Below are 4187 nucleotides of genomic sequence, written 5' to 3'. Positions count from 1 at the left end.
GCAGGCAATTGACCAATCAACACAAGCCACAATTAATCAGTGGTTAAGTGGAAATTATGATGAAAATACCAAGGCAGAAATTCAGGCCCTTGTGGATAAAGATGCAACTACCGAATTAACAGATGCATTTTATAGAAGTTTAGAATTTGGAACTGGTGGCCTACGTGGCATTATGGGTGCGGGTTCTAACCGGATCAACAAATACACTATTGGAACGGCTACACAAGGATTGGCCAATTATTTAAACAACAAGTACCCTCACGAAAAAATCAAGGTGGCCATTGCCCACGACAGTCGCAATAACTCCGATTATTTTGCTAAAATTACAGCAGATGTTTTCTCTGCAAACGGCATCCATGTTTATTTCTTCTCTGCATTAAGACCAACTCCAGAACTTTCTTTCGCTGTGCGCCATTTTGGTTGCAAAAGCGGTGTAATGCTAACAGCCTCGCATAATCCTAAAGAATATAATGGGTATAAGGCCTATGGTGCAGATGGTGGTCAATTTACTTCTCCTGATGATAAATTGGTGATCGATGAAGTAAATAAGATTAAAAGTATCGACGAAGTTAAATTCGACCGTGTTGAGGCGAATATCGAACTCATTGGAGAAGATGTAGACAAACTGTATTTAGACGGAATCACTGCACTTTCTATTTCTCCGGAAGCGATAAAAAGACAGCACGATTTAAAAATTGTATACTCTCCTATCCACGGAACTGGGATTACCCTGGTACCAAAAGCTTTGGCTCAGTTTGGTTTTACAAATGTAACCCTGGTTGAAGAACAAAGCACGCCAGATGGAAATTTCCCTACCGTAGTATATCCAAATCCGGAGGAAAAAGATGCATTGACTTTAGCAATGAACAAAGCAAAGGAAATTGATGCTGATTTAGTTTTGGCTACAGATCCTGATGCTGACCGTGTAGGTATTGCGGTAAAAGATAATGATGGCGAATGGGTATTGCTCAACGGTAACCAAACGGGCAGTTTATTAATCAATTACCTGTTATCAGCTTGGCAAGACAGCGGCAAATTAGATGGCAATCAGTTTATTGTGAAAACCATTGTAACCTCYAACCTGATCGAAGAAATTGCCAAAAAGAAAAATGTAACCTACTACAATACCTTAACTGGGTTTAAATATATCGGTCAGTTAATGACGGAACTAGAAGGTAAAAAATACTTTATTGGTGGTGGTGAAGAAAGTTACGGTTACTTAATCGGCGATTTAGTACGTGATAAAGATGCTGTGGTTTCTGCGGCTTTTATCTCTGAAATGACTGCTTATTATAAAGATAAGGGTGCAAGTTTATACAATGCATTATTAGATATGTATGTTGAATATGGTCTTTACAAAGAAGATCTGGTTTCGCTAACCAAAAAAGGCAAATCAGGTGCTGAAGAAATTAAAGCCATGATGGTTAAATTTAGGGAAAACCCTCCCGCAACATTGGGCGGTTCGAAAGTTTCAGTGCTAAAGGATTACGAATTAAGTCAGGAAACTGATTTGGCAACAGGAAAAGTAACTAAGCTGGATTATCCTATTTCAGATGTTTTACAGTTTATTACCGAAGATGGAAGTATTGTTTCAGCCCGCCCGAGTGGAACAGAACCGAAAATTAAATTCTATTGCAGCGTTAATGCTCCTTTAGCAGATAGAAAAGATTTTGACAAGGTTAACGCACAACTTGGCGATAAAATCAAAGCAGTAATGGCTGATTTGCAGGCATAGTTTTCTTAGTGTCGTCATCTCGACTGAAGCGCAGCGGAATGACGACATTATTTTCTTCAATTTATTTGTGTTCTCAAGTTTCCGTGGCAAATAATAAAGTCTTAGCGAGACGCTAAGACCAGACAAGAGTCAAAAGCTTTGAGTATGTAAAAAATGTCTTCTATTATTAATTCTTTTGAACCGACATCAAATCAATAAGGGATTTAGCTTTCGTGAAAGTATTATCAGTGTGTTCGCTACCCTTTAAAATTTCTTGTATATTAAATAAAATGGTTTGTTCAACAAAAGATTGAACAGAATTGATAATATTAAATTTCAAGCCACTAATGTATTTAAATTCCTCTGACTTTAGATGATCTTTAAGAAGGTTCAACAATGCCTTATCGTTCATAAAATGCTCAACACTTTTTGAGGTAGTTCCGATTTTGTATAAATACTGAATACGACCAACAAATGTAACAAGAAATAAGGTCTTGATCCATATTGATTCATTTAGGTAAGGTCTAACACTTTCAATATCATTTTGATATTTGCTTAATATACTCAATCTGCTTAAATCTATTGATTGAAGTTGAATCTCTACTGTGTTAGTTCCATTCCACTTTGGATTGTAAAGATCACCAAATTCTTCCTTTAAAATAAAACTATCCAATGATCGAACCATGGAGATAGACTCTCTTATAAGCAAATAATTTTCCCAGAATTTTTTTATAGCTTTTATCCTTTCAGCTTGATATGCTTGATAGCTTGAACTGCTCGAAGAAAGAATATTGTTTAGAATAGTCTGGTTCGAAGTTAAATCATCTTTAAATTTCTCTATTCTTTCGTCGTAGTCATGTTTTAGGCTTAATTTCACTTTTTCGGTAATACTATCCCGGAGCAATTTAACTAAGAAAATAACCACGGGAATGAGAAGTAAAGTGGCACCAGAATAATAGTAAATTGGGAGCATACAGAGCGTTTAGTGATGTACGAATATAGTAAGATATGATTGTAAATCAAATTTACCATTAGACTTCTACATGTGAGGTATTTTTGCTTACAATGCAGATTCCTGGTTACATTGATGATATTAGAGCTTGAGAGCTACAATGTGGTAAGATCTGCAATGCCGTCCTCGGCGCGATGTAGAAGTAACCATTTAAGTTTGACTTTAATATTTAAAATCTTGCTCTTTCTTATTTTTTCTTTGCTGCAACCAATTTCTTTAATACTTTTGCAGCGCAATACCCATGTTCAAAAAAATCTTAATATATCTTATCATTACGTGTACCGTTTCTAACGGCGCCATGCAATTGGTAATCTATTCTGGTTATAAAATGAACAAAGAATACATCACAAGTGTATTTTGTATCAATAAAGAACATCCAGAATTACACTGTGATGGACAATGTTTCCTAGCTAAAAAACTAAAAGAGCTTGAGGGTAAAAACAAACAGGCTCAGGAAAACCTGAAAAGGGTTGCAGAGGCTGAATTGTCCTGATAATTGGGGATCAGTCTATTATTGTCAATAAGATGCTGAAATAAATTCAGCATGACGGCCGTATTAAAATTTCTTAAAATACTTTTTACTTATCCAATTTTCTTAAAATGAAATTATCACAATACTTTTTGGCATTGTTATGCCCTATTATATTATTATCTTCTTGCAAAAAAAATACCGATGAAGTTGCTGCAGATACCAAATCTACTTTCTCTATTGAATTCGAAAATCAGGTAAACGGAAGTCCGTTGGTTTTAAACACTACAACTTACAAAAATGCCAAAGGCGAAGATTTTAAGATCAATGTATTTAAATACTACGTAAGCAATATCAAATTAAGCAAAGTCGATGGTACAACTTATCTCATTCCGGAAAGTTATTTCTTAATCGATGCTTCGAAGACAGAATCGACAAACATTACGCTAAAAGATGTACCAACGGGTGATTATACCAAAATAGAATACACCATTGGCGTAGATTATGCCCGTAATTTTGCTGGAGCACAAACTGGTGCCCTAGATCCGACCAACGGCATGTTCTGGACCTGGAACAGTGGTTACATATTCGTTAAACTAGAGGGAACTTCACCACAATCAACAGCAACTGGAAATACAATTACCTTCCACATTGGTGGCGTTATTGACCCAAACAATACCATTAGAACTTTTACTACGGAGATTAATGCGGCAAACCCGCTTCGCGTGAGAACAGATGGTAAACCGAATATGCACTTTAAGGTAAATGCAGCTGCATTATTTACAGGTAAAACCGACGTGAGTTTCGCTACTTTGAATATGACCATGGGTGGGGCAAATTCTGTAATTGTAGCCAACAACTATGCAAATGGCTTATTTCGTTTAGATCACATTCACAACTAAATGTTAAGGAAAACAACCGTCTTCGCAATGCTTTTTTTAAGCATTGCGTTGATGTATGCCTGTAGCAAGAATGAAGATGAAGTAACGCCT

At 36.2% G+C, this 4187-nt stretch carries 4 protein-coding genes; 3 read left to right on the top strand and 1 reads right to left on the bottom strand.

What is annotated here, in order from left to right; all coding sequences use genetic code 11:
* The first annotated feature begins 7 nt into the window (after positions 1-7).
* A complete protein-coding gene (locus tag AC1DPQ_RS22045; RefSeq protein ID WP_477610881.1) occupies positions 8-1735 on the top strand; it encodes a phospho-sugar mutase in 1728 nt (575 codons plus the stop codon).
* A gap of 166 nt (positions 1736-1901) precedes the next feature.
* On the opposite strand, the gene AC1DPQ_RS22040 is transcribed toward AC1DPQ_RS22045, so the two are convergent.
* A complete protein-coding gene (locus AC1DPQ_RS22040; RefSeq protein WP_477581755.1) occupies positions 1902-2687 on the bottom strand; it encodes a hypothetical protein in 786 nt (261 codons plus the stop codon).
* Positions 2688-2967: 280 nt separating this feature from the next.
* Between AC1DPQ_RS22040 and AC1DPQ_RS22035 the strand changes: the two genes are divergently transcribed.
* Both AC1DPQ_RS22035 and AC1DPQ_RS22030 read left to right on the top strand, forming a co-directional pair.
* Positions 2968-3219, top strand: coding sequence for a hypothetical protein (locus AC1DPQ_RS22035; protein ID WP_477610880.1), 252 nt, complete (start codon positions 2968-2970; stop codon positions 3217-3219).
* Positions 3220-3326: 107 nt separating this feature from the next.
* Entirely contained in the window at positions 3327-4097 is a 771-nt protein-coding gene (locus AC1DPQ_RS22030) for an MbnP family protein (protein ID WP_477581759.1), read from the top strand.
* Positions 4098-4187 lie beyond the last annotated feature (90 nt).

Source organism: Pedobacter sp. 01T416_2, assembly GCF_056398925.1.
Note: the sequence above shows the minus strand (reverse complement) of the source record. Positions and strands in the feature narration are given on the sequence as shown.

Coding starts and splice junctions, on each gene's coding strand:
- AC1DPQ_RS22040 (WP_477581755.1), bottom strand. CDS start 2,687: ATGCTCCCAATTTACTATTATTCTGGTGCCACTTTACTTCTCATTCCC.
- AC1DPQ_RS22035 (WP_477610880.1), top strand. CDS start 2,968: ATGTTCAAAAAAATCTTAATATATCTTATCATTACGTGTACCGTTTCT.
- AC1DPQ_RS22030 (WP_477581759.1), top strand. CDS start 3,327: ATGAAATTATCACAATACTTTTTGGCATTGTTATGCCCTATTATATTA.